Genomic DNA, 11570 nt, shown 5'->3' on the forward strand with positions numbered 1-11570 from the left:
GGGGTTCCCATGCCACAGGTTGAGCAATTGCCCGGGCGCAACGCGGACGTATGGGATTGGCAGCTCCGGGGAGCATGTCGAGGTGTCGACTCATCGGTGTTCTTCCCGCCCGACGGCGAGCGCGGTCGCGCCCGCGCACAGCGTGAACAGAACGCCAAGCAGTGGTGCCGCAGTTGCCCGGTGCTGGAACAGTGCCGGACGCACGCGCTCGCGGTAGGTGAGCCCTATGGCATCTGGGGCGGTATGTCCGAAGCCGAGCGGCACGCCGCCCTGCGCTGCAACCTGCGCCCCAGCGGCTAATTACTTCCCGACCGGGCCGGCGGCGTCACATCCGCGGCCCAGTGGGTACCTGAGCAGCCCCCGGTTTCCCGGGGGCTGTTCACCCTACCCGGTGTCGAACCCGCGGACCGTTACGCCTGGTCGGCAGGTCTGGTGGCCCTGATCGTGAAGCTCAGTGGCATCACGCCAGATCGCTCGGCCAGGGCCCATTCGCTACCTTCACGGCGCGTCATCTGACCGGGAAGCGCTTCCCACGGCGCGGTGTCGTGCTCGACGAGAAGGTCGATGCGCAATCCGCTGGCGATCAACGCGGTCACGATCTCACCCAGGGAGTGGTTCCACTCGTAGGTTCTCGTCGCCGCGACGGCCCACTCGTCGGAACGTAGCTTTGGTCGTCATCCCACTGCACCGGCTCGTCGTGTTCGAAGTACGGATATCTCAAGTGCACATCGTCACCCAGGGATTCGTCCGTCGATAGCAGGATGGGATGCGCTTCGCGCATGACGAGAGACCCGCCCGGTGCAAGCAGTGCCGAGACCGCGTCAGCCCAAGCGGCAATGCGCGGCAGCCAGCACAACGCTCCGATCCCGGTGTAGACGAGGTCGAAGCTGTTACGCGGCAGAACTTTTGGTGCGTCGTGGACGTCCGCCTGCACGTAGGTCACGGCGTCGCCTGTCTCGGCGGCCAACGTCCGCGCCTCGCGGACGGATTCTTCCGAGAAATCGAGTCCGGTGACCGTGGCACCGAGGCGGGCCAGCGTCGGACAGCAGCGACCGGTCATCGATGAATTGCTGTACCTGATATCCCGTTCCGTCACGCGCCGGCGTGGATCGTGGCCCGGTCGTTCCAGTTGGCGCGGTTCGCCGCGATCCACTCGGACTTCACCTTGCAAACCTACCGCCGCGGTTTCGGTCATTACCCGACTCGCCTGGCGCCGACGCCATACGCTTCCCAACACAACCGTTACGCGGAGTACAAGGGGGAGCAACGTGAAGAAGCAGCTTCTGTTCGGAACCATCGCGGCCGGGTTCGCCATCGGTTTCATCGGCGCGCCCACGGCGAGCGCCGATGAGCAAGGTTTCCTCAATGAACTGCGGGCCAATGGGTTCCCGGGGCTGAGCATCGGGGACGCCCAACTGCCCGACGGTGTGGTCGTGGCGAACGGCTGGATGGCGTGCAACAGGCTGCATCTGGGTGAGAAGCCCGAACAGACGCTGGCCCAGGTGAGCCCGAACGACGTCGACAAGGGGCGCATGCTGATCAACGCCGCGCAGCATCACCTGTGCCCCGATACGCTCTGAGACCCGCGAAGTCGTGCATGCGATGACATCGCAAGGCAGAGCGGGCAAAAGCGCAGTTGCTCACGTCGTCGCCGTCGGCCTGGTGGCGGCCGGTGTCGCAACCAGCCAACCGGTCGTCCACGCCGCGGCCACTCTGCTGTCTGCCATCGGTCCACTGGCGGGCAGCCAGACGGCGCTCATCCTCGGCGGAACCACTCAACCGACGCCCTCGCCCGAATTCGCGCGGTCCGCCGAGAACCTGTTTCTGAACCCGCTGGGCTTCAACGGTGGTTCAACCGGATCGACGGTCTGCTACATGGACGGCACCGACCCGTGCAGTGCCCCGCTACAGGTGCTGACGACGCCCGAACTGATCCAGCAGGGCCCCAGCAGTCTCACGGCAGCCTCGGCGATCGTTCTCGCCGTCGAGAACCAATTCAACGCCAACCCAGGCGCTTTCGACGCCGAGCACCCTCTGACGATCTTCGGCTACTCACAAAGCGCCACCGCCGAGTCGATCGCCATGACTCGACTGGCCGAGGCCGGCATTCCCAGCGACGCTCTGCACTTCGTGTTCATCGGCGACCCCTCCACCCCGACCGGCATCTGGCAACACCTGGAAGCGGCCGTGGAAGCGCTGCTCGGCCCTGACCTGACGGCCTATCTGCTCAACCTTTTCGGCATGACCGATGTCCTGGGCGTCGAGACACCCAATGATCTGTATTCGGCCACCATTTACGGCCTGCCCGGCGACCCGGTCTCCAACTTCGCCGCCGTCTACGCCGCCGAAGGCCTGTGGGGTGCGCTGCTGGATGTCTTGGGCCCGCACGTGTGGTATCTCGGACTGACGCCGGAGCAGGTCGCCGACGCCACCATCACAGTCGACGGCAGCCTGACCTACGTCGATATTTCCGACACCGACATCAACGGCCTCGACGCCTGGATCAACGCGGTTTTCAACGGCGGGGCCGCCAACAGCGGCATCTTCGACAGCCTGTGGGATTCTCTGCAGCTGTTCTTCAACGACTTCTTCTGAGCCCCCCCCCCCCCGGTGACGCCGGCGGCTTTTCTCCAACACATTGGCAGCACCGCTTGGGGGCGCTTCGGCGGCACGAGAACCCTAGACTTCAAAAATGAGAATGTGATATTCATATGCCATACACGGCGGGGGGTTCTCATGGCTCAGGTGACACTGCGCAGGGGCAGTGGTGCTGACACTGTCGGCCGCCTGGCCACTGTCAGCATGGTTCTCGCTGCGTCCGGCGCAGCGCTCATCCCACCCGCCGGGGCCCTGCTCGCCGAGGCGGCCCTGCTGGCCACCACCGGTCCGCTGGCGGGCAGCCAGACCGCACTGATCCTCGGCGGAACCGGCCAGCCGACGCCGTCGCCGGAGTACGCCCGCTCCGCAGAAGAGCTCTACCTCAACGCGCTGGGCTTCAACGGCGGCTCGACCGGCTCGATGGTCTGCCACATGGACGGTACCGACCCGTGCAGCGCCCCCCTGCAGGTGCTGACGACCCCCGAGCTGTTCCAGCAGAGCAGCCTTGCCGACGCAACAGCGCTCGTCCTGGCCGTGGAGAAGGAATTCGACGCAAACCCAGGCGCATTCGACGCCGACCACCCGCTGACCATCTTCGGCTACTCGCAGAGCGCCACCGCCGGGTCCATGGCCATGGCCCAACTCGCGGCGTACGGAATCCCCAGCGATGCACTGCATTTCGTATTCATCGGCAACCCCTCCAACCCAGACGGCGTCTGGCAGCACCTGGAAGCCGCCATGGACGCGACGCTGGGCGCCAAGTTCACCGACGCCTTCCTCAGCTTCACCGGTATGGATGACAGCATCGGCAGCTCTACACCGAATGACCTGTACCCCACCACCATTTACAGCCTGCCCACCGACCCCGTGGCCAACTTCGTGGACTCCTACGCCGAAAACGGCCTGTGGGGCGCACTGCTGAACATCTTCGGCCCACACGTGGAGTACTTGGGTCTGACCCCGGAGCAGATCGCCGACGCCACCACCATCACCGATGGCCTGCTGACCTACGTCAACATCAACGACGACGACATCAACGGCTTCGACGCCTGGCTCAACGCGCTGTTGTTCAACGGGGTCGCCACCAGCGATCCGCTCCAGAGCGTGTGGGACTCGCTGGTGCTGCTGTTCACCAACTCGTACTGAACTCAGCCGGTTTTATCCGCTCGAACTGCACAGTGCCCTCAGCCGTGCGGCGCCTCAGATATCTTGCTCTCCGGCTTTCCCAACGTCTTGCAGTAGGTAGACACCGACAGACGGGTCGCCGAGATCTCCAGATTCGATGGGTCGGCACCGCTTTTGTCCTTGAGCATCTTGGTGATTTCGTCGTCCTGCTTCTTCTCGTCCTGGTCGACGAAGTCCTTGCACTTCGTGTCGCCGCCGGTGTTGATCACCTGTGAGGCCGAACAGCCGCTGGAAATCAGCACGCCCAGCGCAAAGGCAGCAAACGCAACGTTTTTCATCATCGCCACTCCCCTATGCCTCGCGCCCGAACAGGCGCAGCAACCAGAGCAGGATGATCGCGCCCAAAATTGCGGTGAACAGGGTGAACCACCAGCCGCCGCTCGCCGTGTCGACGACGAAGCTGAGCAGGAACCCACCGATCAACGCTCCGACGACACCCACGACTACGTCGGCGAGCAGACCATATTTGGTCTTCATGGCCATACCCGCGATCCAGCCGGCAATAGCGCCGATCACGATGTAGCCGATCCACCCCACACTGGTCAACGTTGTGGAACGGGCCAGGAATTCGGTGGCCGCCACTGCGTTCATGGTGATCTCCTTTTCGACACCTTTAGCGCCGCCCGGTCAGCGTCGCGGAGGATTCATACCCGTTCTTCGCGGCGGCCAATCACCCATCGCTGCTGTTCACCATTGGACCGGAAAATGAATTGATAACCGATGCAATAGATTCGCCCGCTCCGAGTTATCCCGAGCCCTTCGGCAGCTGGTAGGCGAACGACTTCTCCTGACGCTGCTTCATCTTCTCGAGGCACTGGTGGTGCTTACGGGCGTGGTAGGCCAGCGGGAAGTAGGTGAGCCGGTCGGGCAGCACGCGGTAGGCAACCCGAATCGCGGTGTAGATGCGGGTGAGCTGACGCTGCTCGTCGGCACTCCAGGTGACGCCGAGCTTCTCGCGAAGGCGCGGGTCCAGCAGCCCGACCACCGACAGGTAGTTGAACCGCATGGCGGGTCGTAGTGCGGCCTGCACCAGCGGCGCCAACAGTTTCGGCACCGCCGGCGGCAGCTCGGCCTTCCCGGACTGCAGGTCGGCGATCAACTGGCGCGCCTGCGGTGTGCCGCGCAGGGTGTCGATCATCCGCTCGTAGTAGTCGGCCATCTCCTGCTGCGACTCGGGATAACCCCGCATCGGCACGTGCAGCAACCGGGCCAACCGGCGGTTGTCGCGCAGCAGCTCTTCCTTTTCGGCGTCGGTGAACTCGCGACCGATCATCAGTCGCCCCGACTGGGCGTTGATGATGTAGCCGGTGGCAATCACCCACTGGTAGGACTCCGGATGCAAGGCGCTGATCCGTTTGCCGGTTTCGGCGCTTTTCATCGTGATCGGTTTGTGCAGGGCGCGAACGCGGTCACCCTCGGCCTTGGCCTCGGTTCCGCCGTAGGTCCAGCGCAGCACCGAGTCGACCGAGCGGATCGCCCGGCCGCCCGGGTCGCCGTGGAAGGCCGCCGAATAGCGGCCGGTGACCTCGGCGATGACCGGATGCATGGCCTGCATCATGAACGCCGCGCCCTCGAGGATGAGGAAGGTCCATCGGCCGGTGTGCTCGGCGGTCAGCGATTCCGGTGGAATGAGTTCGATCTGTTCGAGGTCCTCGATGTCCTCGACCTCCTGGGCGGGCTGGTGAGCCTCGAGATCGGGTGTTGAGGTCATCGGATTCCCCTGTCTTCCCGTGCCATCTGATCCTGGCGCCGACGCTAATGTGCACGTACGGTCGCATACAAGTCGCGTTAGGAGGTCAGGTGAACGTGCATAGCCCCAGTTCACGGCACCGAAAGTCGCCACAGCAGGCGCGTTCCCGTGAGATGGTCGCAAAAATAGTGACGTCGACGGCGTGGCTGTTGCACCGGCACCCGCCCGAGCAGATCACCACCAACCTGATCGCTGAGACGGCCGACATCAGCAAGGGATCGATCTATCAGTACTTCGCGAACAAGGAGCAGATCATCGACGCCGCGGTGGAGCGCCTTGCCGCCGAACAGGCGCCCGCGATCGAGGACATGCTGCGGGCGATCACGCTGGACCGGCCGGCCTCAGCTATGGAGGCATCGATCGACATTCTCGTCGACTACACGATCGCCAACCGGCGACTGATCCGCTATCTGGCACAACGGCCCGATCATCTGCGCGCGTTCGAGAACGTCTCCGGACTCAACGCCACCTTGTTGGCGATGACCACACTGCACATGAGTCACTACCGCAGCCAATACCGCGACGAACTGAGCCCGAGCGCTCTGGCTTGGTTGTTCTTCAATATGGCCGTGGCAACCACCATGCGCTACATCGAGTCCGACGACCCCATCTCGCTCGACGAACTGCGGGCCGGGCTGAAGTTCGCCTCGGCCGGGCTGCTGGCGCCCAGCTCGTAGGGTTAGCTCGCGCCCGCCGTGATCACCTCGTTGACCTCGACGGCGCGCGCGGCCATCTCGGCGTGCGCCCGGTCCAGGGATTCGGCCTGATCCTCGTCGGCCTTCATCAGGGCCTCGATGTCGAAACCGGCCATGTCGAGCACACCCATGTCCCGAAACGCCTTCTGCACCTTGGGGCCCCACAACCCGATGTCCTTGACAATCGGCACGATGCGACTGAACAGGTGCGACCGGAACTGGATCATCAGCGGTGACGAGTCGACCCATTCCGCGCACTCTTTGACGTTCATGCCGAGGGTCTCGAAGACCTCCTCGCCGCGGAATCGGTCGCGCATCAGGTAGCAGGCATCCACGACGAACTCTTCGCGGTCGTCCCGTTCAGCGTCAGTGAGCTCGGAATAGTAGTCCTTCAACGAGATTCGACCGAAGGCGACATGGCGGGCCTCGTCCTGCATGACGTAGGCCAGCACCTTCTTCGCCAGTGAGTCCGGTGCCGCCAGGTCACGCTGCACCCCGAACGCCGCCAGTGCCAGCCCCTCGATAAGGACCTGCATGCCCAGATAGGGCATGTCCCAGCGGGAGTCACGCAGGGTGTCATCCAGCAGCGCGGTCAGGTTCTTGTTGATCGGGTAGACGAGGCCGATCTTCTCTTGCAGGAACCGCGAGAAGGTCTCGACGTGCCGGGCCTCGTCCATGGTCTGGGTGGCCGCGTAGAACTTCGCGTCCAGATCCGGGACGACCTCGACGATCTTGGCCGCACACACCATCGCGCCCTGCTCGCCGTGCAGGAACTGGGAGAACTGCCAGGCCTGGGAGTGCTGGCGCATCTCGGCTCGGCGCGCGTCGTCCGCGGCCTCCCACATCGGGCTGCCGAACAGTGGATGGAACTCGTCGGGCAGACCCACCGGGTTCATCGGATCGACGTCTTGGGACCAGTCAATGCGTGACTGGGCATCCCACTGCTTGTCCTTGCCCTTCTGATACAGCGACAGCAGCCGGGATCGCCCGTCGTCGTACTCCCACGTGAAGCGCGCGTCGCCGGCGCTGGGGACCTCCCACGAGTACGGCGTGGGAACGTCGGTGTACTTGTCCCGTGTGGTCATGCGCTGCCGCCTTTACCGGGTGTGACCAGTGGTCTCATGACGTGTATCACACTGCGCCGCGGGCGGCGGCGCGTCAAGGATGGCGGGGCCGAAACCTTCGTCGCGGCCCCTCTCGAATCGCCGACCGAAGGCCCCGCAGTGAGCGAAGATCGTCGGCATGGACGGCAACGACGCACGAGCGCGGCGTGCGGCGGCGGAACCCCGGACTGACCTGACGCTGCCGCGCTTCCGGAACGTCATCTGGCTGATGCCGGCCGCCTACCTCCTGCACATCGTCGAGGAATACCTCGGCGGATTTCCCGCGTGGGTCACCCATGACGTCCACGGCCGCTTCGACAACGCCGCCTTCGCCGCCAACAACGTCGCCTTCATGGCGATCCTGGTGACGCTGGTCTACGCGAACTACCGAAGGCAGACCCTGCCTCGCAGCGCTGCGTTGGTTGCCTTCGCCAGCGCAAACCTGTTCTGGGACGCACTCTTTCATCTGGCGATGACGCCGGCTCTCGATCGGTATTCGCCCGGCGTCGTCACCGCCATGCTGTTCTACTACCCGATCTGCCTCGTAATCGGCACCGTCACCATCAAGGAGAGGGTCCTCACCAGGGGCCAGTTCACCCTGGCCCTACTGGGTGGTCTGGCGCTGTTCGCCTTCGTCGTTTGGTACGGGCTGTTCCACTTCGCCGTCTGACCACAACGAAGTCATCGACGCAGCGACGGTGCCGGCGATCGAGAAGGGTTCCACTGCCCGGCCAATCCGCAACGCGCGCCGCGGAGCACTCCTACGCTTCTGACATGCAGGCAGTCCTGTTCAAGCTCGGATTGCTCCTGTTTCTGCTCGGCCTGCTCACCGGGCTCGCCATTCCCGCGTGCAAGAACCCTCGCATGGCGCTGTCGAGCCATCTGGAGGCAACGCTCAACGGAATGTTCCTGGCGCTGTTGGGCCTGCTGTGGCCATACATCCATTTGCCCAACGCGTGGGGAGTTACGGCGGTCTCACTGATCGTCTACGCCGCCTACGCGAACTGGCTGGCGACACTGCTCGCAGCGGCATGGGGCGCCGGCCGGAAGTTCGCCCCGATCGCGGCGGGGGATCATGCGACATCAGCGGGCAAAGAAGGGATCGTCGGCTTCCTATTGGTGTCGCTCGCAGTGTCGATCGTGGTCGGCGTGATCATCGTCATCGTCGGACTCTGAGGCGCCGCCTGCCGACCACCGGCTGGTTACCTCTCCCGCGTCCTTGCCCAACCCCCGATAGCGACGTGGCTTCCGCGCGCGGAGTCAAGGGTCAATACAGGGGGACCGTCAATCGGGCCTCACGACGAGTGGACCGTTGAAATGACGTGGTACGCAGACGACAGGCACAGGCCGGAAAGGTTGGTGATCCGTCCAACCGATCCCGACAAGAGGCCAGCAGCCGGCATCTCTCAGACGGTACTGCGTGAGGTCGACTTTGCGAGCCGCTGCTGAAGTGGTGCGCGCCGCTGACGAGTTCTCGTCTGAGGCCCCCGAGATCAACTGGGAGACCATCGGCCACACGCTGGCCGAGATGTCGTCACACGGCGTCGCGGACGAGTACCCGGCGATGCTGTCCGTGGTCTATTCAGCCCCCGCCGCATCAGAGCCGAAACCGTTGGAGGCCGTCGCCAAGCTCTCGGGGAAGTCGCCCGCCGCTATCAAGAATCACCTATGGCGGGCGGCCCGTGAGGGCCTACTTGAACGGTCACCGGGTCGAGCCGGCGGCGCCTTCACCCAGAAGGCGGTGGATCTGCTCACCGAAACTTGACAGATACCGGCCCTGGCGACGGGACAGCACCGCTGCTTACCTTTAAGTCTATAAAAGCACTATACGGTCACTGTAGCTAAACTATAGGACATTTGCGCATTGTGGACATGGAAGTGCAAATTATGTGCGCCGATCTATTTGCGTTGTGCTCGATCCCGGCGTAGCGTCGCTCGCTGCACGGAGAGAGGGGTTGTGATGGTTACGGAGCGCGACCAAAACTATGTATTGGGTTACCGGTACGCCGAGATGCGACGCCACGAAGGCGCGTGGGTCACCGTTGCAGTTCAGAAAGAATTCGGACGCTTCTACGCGGACGAATGCGTTGCGCGGGGCTTGTCTCAGTCCGAGGCTTGGAAAGAGTTCAAAGACGACCGCGACGAAGACTGATGCTCGATGGTGATTAAAGCATGGCTGGATGGTGATCCCGCGGATCTAGACGCACTGGCCAGGCTGTTGCCGGACGGCGATACCCGCGTGGTCCACGACGCCGAAAGAGACGGCTATTATCTGACCGCACCCGAGATCGACAACCCGCCAACTGGCCAGGCGTACTACGAAGTTGCGAAAGCACTTGTGGTCACCGTGAACGGCTTCGCCCGTGCGACAAACACAACACTTCGTCCCGTGAAGCTGAAAGGCTCATTTTCCGAGGGAGCCTCGGAACATCAGGTGATTTTTCTGGAGTCCGTCGCGGAACTTCGCATACAGGTCGGTAGACCGACTATCACCGTGACGAAGCCAGATGGCACCGTTGTTCCTAGCCCTCCACCCCGTGGGCCGGGAAGATTCGCGGCGGCGAGCAAGCACCCAGACACGGTTGAAGCGCTCGAAATTATGGGCCAGTCCCAGCAACTCGGGTGGGTTGAACTGTACAAGATTCACGAAATCATCCGAGATGCGATCATGCCCGACAAAATCCATGAACTCGGTTGGGCCGACAAGGTCACCGACTCGGCGTTCACGGGGTCGGCGAACCTACCCGGCGTCAGCGGGTCGAGTGCACGGCACGCCCGGATGCCGGGAGTCCCAAAGAACACCATGACTATCGCGGAGGGACGCGACTACATCCGTGGGCTAGTGATCCGATGGCTGGACTCACTGGCCGGAACTTGAGGCATACGCGCGACCTGTCCGAGGTAGTAGTTACGGTGCCCGCATGAAGACACCAGCGTTCACCCTTGTCGCCCTGGCCAGTTCCCTCTGCTCTGCGGCGCTGCTAGCCGCTGCGCCTGCCTCAGCAGGTGACGACGCCGGATTCATCTCAGAAGTCCGAGGGAACGGTGCGATCCTGCCGATGGGCGGGTTGATGGGTGATGCCCAGCTGGTGGCCGGTGGATACGAGGCCTGCGGCCAGATCCGCGGCGGGATGTCCCCGCAGGCGCTGGCCGATTCGAAGCGAGGCTTCAACGTCTACTTCGACCCGGACAAGATGATCGCCGCTTCCCAGCGTCACCTGTGTCCCGACACTTTGTAGAGGGTGAACTCAAGTTTGCTAATGCGGACCTGATGTCCGCGCTACGATCCTGTGCGTGGATTATCTGAAATACGTGGTCCCGCTGATCTCGCTTGGCGGGGTACTGGCTGCCGGATACTATTTTTGGTACAACAAGCGGCGGAAGCGACTTGCAATTGAGACCCACACTACCCCGCTGGTAGCCGCAGGTGTTGTTACTAATGGCGATCTAGAGGTTAGAATAAAAGGACGCAGGATAAACAATCCCTTCCTACTTACAATAGCGGCGACCAACGTGGGACACAAGGACATTGCAACCGCAGATTTCGATGCACAGAAGCCTGTCAAATTTTGGCTAGGGTCGGAAGTAATCGCCAGCCTCAGATTGAACAATGACAGCGATGAAGAGCAGCTATTTCAGTTCGACACCGCGCCGACATTCCTCCTTTTGACCCCTGGGAAGATCGCTGCTGGTGAACGCTGCGCGATTCGCCTAGTGCTAGACGGCAAACCCAACTTCAGGGTGGTGTCAAACCCACTCATCGACACAGATTTGGTCGAAGCTAAAGAATGGTCAACGGCTGATTTCAATGCGAGCATACGGACGCAGCAAATCACAGGAATTTCAGCCACTTTGCCATTTATCCTGGCCCTGATAGTTAAGTCTATTATAGACGGTTACGGCGCTAAGCTAAAGCCACCCTGGGATAGCATCTTTGCATGGTCCTTTAATGTCGCAACAGGCGTGGTTGTCATAGGCGCCATACTCGTGTTGACTGAATTGATTCGGAGGGGTCGACGATTCAAGCGAATCGCCACGACGCTGCCTCGTTGAACCGCTTCGCCTGCGGCTTGCGACTCCGCAGGATCAGCGAGTACAGCCCGGACTCGTTGACGACGGTCCTCACCGGGGTTCCAGGGATTCCATCATTATTAATGATGGAATCACGTTCGTCGTCGTCCAGGTAGGTCAGCGCTGGCTCACGTTGGACACATCAGGCACGTCGCACACGTTCCTTGG

Annotated in this window: 19 protein-coding genes; 12 read left to right on the plus strand and 7 right to left on the minus strand. The window is 62.7% G+C overall.

The window, feature by feature from the left end:
• Window positions 1-9: 9 nt before the first annotated feature.
• A complete protein-coding gene (locus tag ACJH71_RS08830) occupies window positions 10-300 on the plus strand; it encodes a WhiB family transcriptional regulator (RefSeq protein WP_406757653.1) in 291 nt (96 codons plus the stop codon).
• A 110-nt stretch (window positions 301-410) separates the two neighbouring features.
• On the opposite strand, the gene ACJH71_RS08835 is transcribed toward ACJH71_RS08830, so the two are convergent.
• Together ACJH71_RS08835 and ACJH71_RS08840 are read right to left on the minus strand one after the other, a co-directional pair.
• Entirely contained in the window at window positions 411-596 is a 186-nt protein-coding gene (locus tag ACJH71_RS08835) for a hypothetical protein (RefSeq protein ID WP_406757654.1), read from the minus strand.
• Window positions 593-1195, minus strand: coding sequence for a class I SAM-dependent methyltransferase (locus ACJH71_RS08840; protein WP_406757655.1), 603 nt, complete (start codon window positions 1193-1195; stop codon window positions 593-595). Before ACJH71_RS08840 ends, ACJH71_RS08835 begins: the two co-directional genes overlap by 4 nt.
• Window positions 1196-1268: 73 nt before the next feature.
• Here ACJH71_RS08840 and ACJH71_RS08845 point away from each other — a divergent pair, with 73 nt between their 5' ends.
• From ACJH71_RS08845 to ACJH71_RS08855, 3 genes are all read left to right on the plus strand, one after another.
• The gene (locus ACJH71_RS08845) at window positions 1269-1580 is read left to right on the plus strand and encodes a DUF732 domain-containing protein (protein ID WP_406757656.1); all 312 of its coding nucleotides are present in this window, start codon (window positions 1269-1271) and stop codon (window positions 1578-1580) included.
• A gap of 22 nt (window positions 1581-1602) precedes the next feature.
• Window positions 1603-2595 (plus strand): PE-PPE domain-containing protein, encoded by a 993-nt coding sequence (locus ACJH71_RS08850; RefSeq protein ID WP_406757657.1) that lies wholly within the window; start codon window positions 1603-1605, stop codon window positions 2593-2595.
• Window positions 2596-2736: 141 nt separating this feature from the next.
• Window positions 2737-3744: a PE-PPE domain-containing protein gene (locus tag ACJH71_RS08855; RefSeq protein ID WP_406757658.1), complete on the plus strand. Its 1008-nt coding sequence runs from the start codon at window positions 2737-2739 to the stop codon at window positions 3742-3744.
• Window positions 3745-3782: 38 nt separating this feature from the next.
• Here ACJH71_RS08855 and ACJH71_RS08860 read toward each other — a convergent pair whose 3' ends face one another.
• The 3 genes from ACJH71_RS08860 to ACJH71_RS08870 form a co-directional block, all read right to left on the minus strand.
• Entirely contained in the window at window positions 3783-4064 is a 282-nt protein-coding gene (locus tag ACJH71_RS08860) for a hypothetical protein (RefSeq protein ID WP_406757919.1), read from the minus strand.
• A gap of 10 nt (window positions 4065-4074) precedes the next feature.
• The gene (locus tag ACJH71_RS08865) at window positions 4075-4374 is read right to left on the minus strand and encodes a GlsB/YeaQ/YmgE family stress response membrane protein (RefSeq protein WP_046285240.1); all 300 of its coding nucleotides are present in this window, start codon (window positions 4372-4374) and stop codon (window positions 4075-4077) included.
• Between the two features lie 154 nt (window positions 4375-4528).
• On the minus strand, window positions 4529-5494 hold the full coding sequence (locus ACJH71_RS08870) for an oxygenase MpaB family protein (protein ID WP_406757659.1): 966 nt from the start codon (window positions 5492-5494) through the stop codon (window positions 4529-4531).
• Window positions 5495-5646: 152 nt separating this feature from the next.
• Here ACJH71_RS08870 and ACJH71_RS08875 point away from each other — a divergent pair, with 152 nt between their 5' ends.
• Window positions 5647-6210, plus strand: a complete 564-nt coding sequence (locus ACJH71_RS08875; protein ID WP_406757660.1) for a TetR/AcrR family transcriptional regulator — start codon at window positions 5647-5649, stop codon at window positions 6208-6210.
• A 2-nt stretch (window positions 6211-6212) separates the two neighbouring features.
• On the opposite strand, the gene ACJH71_RS08880 is transcribed toward ACJH71_RS08875, so the two are convergent.
• A complete protein-coding gene (locus ACJH71_RS08880; protein WP_406757661.1) occupies window positions 6213-7313 on the minus strand; it encodes a ferritin-like domain-containing protein in 1101 nt (366 codons plus the stop codon).
• A 157-nt stretch (window positions 7314-7470) separates the two neighbouring features.
• On the opposite strand from ACJH71_RS08880, the gene ACJH71_RS08885 reads away from it, so the two are divergent.
• The 7 genes from ACJH71_RS08885 (at window position 7471) to ACJH71_RS08915 (ending at window position 11384) form a co-directional block, all read left to right on the plus strand.
• Complete coding sequence (locus ACJH71_RS08885; RefSeq protein ID WP_406757662.1) at window positions 7471-8001, plus strand: HXXEE domain-containing protein; 531 nt, start codon at window positions 7471-7473, stop codon at window positions 7999-8001.
• 104 nt (window positions 8002-8105) lie between these two features.
• Entirely contained in the window at window positions 8106-8507 is a 402-nt protein-coding gene (locus tag ACJH71_RS08890; protein ID WP_406757663.1) for a hydrogenase, read from the plus strand.
• A gap of 244 nt (window positions 8508-8751) precedes the next feature.
• Complete coding sequence (locus ACJH71_RS08895) at window positions 8752-9096, plus strand: hypothetical protein (protein ID WP_406757664.1); 345 nt, start codon at window positions 8752-8754, stop codon at window positions 9094-9096.
• Window positions 9097-9291: 195 nt separating this feature from the next.
• A complete protein-coding gene (locus ACJH71_RS08900; RefSeq protein ID WP_406757665.1) occupies window positions 9292-9483 on the plus strand; it encodes a hypothetical protein in 192 nt (63 codons plus the stop codon).
• A gap of 6 nt (window positions 9484-9489) precedes the next feature.
• Window positions 9490-10209, plus strand: a complete 720-nt coding sequence (locus ACJH71_RS08905) for a hypothetical protein (RefSeq protein ID WP_406757666.1) — start codon at window positions 9490-9492, stop codon at window positions 10207-10209.
• Window positions 10210-10252: 43 nt separating this feature from the next.
• Entirely contained in the window at window positions 10253-10570 is a 318-nt protein-coding gene (locus tag ACJH71_RS08910) for a DUF732 domain-containing protein (RefSeq protein ID WP_406757667.1), read from the plus strand.
• Window positions 10571-10625: 55 nt separating this feature from the next.
• Window positions 10626-11384 carry a hypothetical protein gene (locus ACJH71_RS08915; RefSeq protein WP_406757668.1) on the plus strand — a complete coding sequence of 253 codons (759 nt, stop codon included), beginning with the start codon at window positions 10626-10628 and terminating at the stop codon, window positions 11382-11384.
• On the opposite strand, the gene ACJH71_RS08920 is transcribed toward ACJH71_RS08915, so the two are convergent.
• Window positions 11353-11523 carry a BRO family protein gene (locus ACJH71_RS08920; protein WP_406757920.1) on the minus strand — a complete coding sequence of 57 codons (171 nt, stop codon included), beginning with the start codon at window positions 11521-11523 and terminating at the stop codon, window positions 11353-11355. The genes ACJH71_RS08915 and ACJH71_RS08920 overlap by 32 nt on opposite strands.
• Window positions 11524-11570: the final 47 nt, after the last annotated feature.

The organism is Mycobacterium sp. SMC-15 (genome assembly GCF_045310925.1).
In the GTDB taxonomy this organism is placed as follows: domain Bacteria; phylum Actinomycetota; class Actinomycetes; order Mycobacteriales; family Mycobacteriaceae; genus Mycobacterium.

Coding starts and splice junctions, on each gene's coding strand:
- ACJH71_RS08840 (WP_406757655.1), bottom strand. CDS start 1,195: ATGACCGAAACCGCGGCGGTAGGTTTGCAAGGTGAAGTCCGAGTGGAT.
- ACJH71_RS08830 (WP_406757653.1), top strand. CDS start 10: ATGCCACAGGTTGAGCAATTGCCCGGGCGCAACGCGGACGTATGGGAT.
- ACJH71_RS08870 (WP_406757659.1), bottom strand. CDS start 5,494: ATGACCTCAACACCCGATCTCGAGGCTCACCAGCCCGCCCAGGAGGTC.
- ACJH71_RS08900 (WP_406757665.1), top strand. CDS start 9,292: ATGGTTACGGAGCGCGACCAAAACTATGTATTGGGTTACCGGTACGCC.
- ACJH71_RS08905 (WP_406757666.1), top strand. CDS start 9,490: ATGGTGATTAAAGCATGGCTGGATGGTGATCCCGCGGATCTAGACGCA.
- ACJH71_RS08875 (WP_406757660.1), top strand. CDS start 5,647: ATGGTCGCAAAAATAGTGACGTCGACGGCGTGGCTGTTGCACCGGCAC.
- ACJH71_RS08860 (WP_406757919.1), bottom strand. CDS start 4,064: ATGATGAAAAACGTTGCGTTTGCTGCCTTTGCGCTGGGCGTGCTGATT.
- ACJH71_RS08865 (WP_046285240.1), bottom strand. CDS start 4,374: ATGAACGCAGTGGCGGCCACCGAATTCCTGGCCCGTTCCACAACGTTG.
- ACJH71_RS08850 (WP_406757657.1), top strand. CDS start 1,603: ATGACATCGCAAGGCAGAGCGGGCAAAAGCGCAGTTGCTCACGTCGTC.
- ACJH71_RS08890 (WP_406757663.1), top strand. CDS start 8,106: ATGCAGGCAGTCCTGTTCAAGCTCGGATTGCTCCTGTTTCTGCTCGGC.
- ACJH71_RS08910 (WP_406757667.1), top strand. CDS start 10,253: ATGAAGACACCAGCGTTCACCCTTGTCGCCCTGGCCAGTTCCCTCTGC.
- ACJH71_RS08855 (WP_406757658.1), top strand. CDS start 2,737: ATGGCTCAGGTGACACTGCGCAGGGGCAGTGGTGCTGACACTGTCGGC.
- ACJH71_RS08880 (WP_406757661.1), bottom strand. CDS start 7,313: ATGACCACACGGGACAAGTACACCGACGTTCCCACGCCGTACTCGTGG.
- ACJH71_RS08885 (WP_406757662.1), top strand. CDS start 7,471: ATGGACGGCAACGACGCACGAGCGCGGCGTGCGGCGGCGGAACCCCGG.